Origin of the sequence: Methylobrevis pamukkalensis (genome assembly GCF_001720135.1) — a bacterium.
In the GTDB taxonomy this organism is placed as follows: domain Bacteria; phylum Pseudomonadota; class Alphaproteobacteria; order Rhizobiales; family Pleomorphomonadaceae; genus Methylobrevis; species Methylobrevis pamukkalensis.
This window is the reverse complement of record NZ_MCRJ01000277.1, coordinates 1-999: the sequence shown is the minus strand read 5'-3', so window position 1 is coordinate 999 and position 999 is coordinate 1. Positions and strand designations below refer to the sequence as shown.

Genomic DNA, 999 nt, shown 5'->3' with positions numbered 1-999 from the left:
CCTATGTCCGGCCCCATCCCCCGATGGGCGGGGGAATCCGTCGCGAAAGCCCGCAGCATCGCCGATCCTTCGACATTCGATGAAGGCGAAGCCGTGTTCTCTCCGACGTACGGTTTCTGATAACCAAGATCGACGAGGATGACCGCGGATATACTTCGGTCCGATGGAGAAACTTTGATGGTCTACCGTTACGAGATCGACGGCCACGTGATCCTCACCATCGCGCCGCAGGATGAGGCCGAACTCCGCGCGGATATCGAGGCCCGGCGCGCTGCGACGGAGCGGGCGAGAGCCGAGGTTGCTGCCATGACTCCGGAGGAAAAGGCCTCGCTGGTGCGGACCGCCGACTATTTCGTGCGACAGGGTCGGTGACGCGGAAACGAACGCGGCACGCTCTTCCGATTTCGTCTTTTGAGGCGGATTGTACGGCCTGTCTGGGCGTGGCCAATGCGCTGTCCCGACATGTCGGCAGCGGCACGTCAGGACTGGCAAGAGTTACCGGCTCATTTTGCGGGATCGCCCCACCGTGAAAAGGGCATCCCCGCGGGGGGGGGGGGACTTGCCGCCGCGCGGTGATCGTCCCATGTCTGTTTCTGTCGCAGCCAGCGCGCCTCCGCCGGCTTGGAAAGAGACTGCGACAAGGGCGAGCCCAGGCGGATGGGCTCGCCTTGCTGTATGACAATGCCGATGGTCGCGGCGCAAACACCGTCGAACCATATTTGTCGGTCCGATATTTTCTCTTCAGAAGTTGAGCCCGGTCGACGGCCGCGTTATAGCGATACTTGTCCCGAGGCTGAGACGCTGGTCGTCATCCGCAAGGTCTTGGGATGCGGGCGGCCTCCGACCAGATGGGGCCGCCCTTTGTCTTTCCTGAAGGCCCCCTTCACGAACGCCGGTAGAGCCGCGCGCAGAAGCGGAGGTTGCGCAGATGGCGCGGCTGGCATCCAAACGCCGTGATGCCGGTCCACCCAGCCTTGCTCCACTCGAACGACACGAACA

At 63.1% G+C, this 999-nt stretch carries 1 protein-coding gene; it reads left to right on the top strand.

Annotated elements, in window-relative coordinates:
• Window positions 1–177 precede the first annotated feature (177 nt).
• A complete protein-coding gene (locus tag A6302_RS20490) occupies window positions 178–372 on the top strand; it encodes a hypothetical protein (RefSeq protein ID WP_069308539.1) in 195 nt (64 codons plus the stop codon).
• Window positions 373–999 lie beyond the last annotated feature (627 nt).

What these genes read in the sequence shown, in the direction of transcription:
- A6302_RS20490 (WP_069308539.1), top strand. Translation starts at nt 178, where the DNA reads ATGGTCTACCGTTACGAGATCGACGGCCACGTGATCCTCACCATCGCG.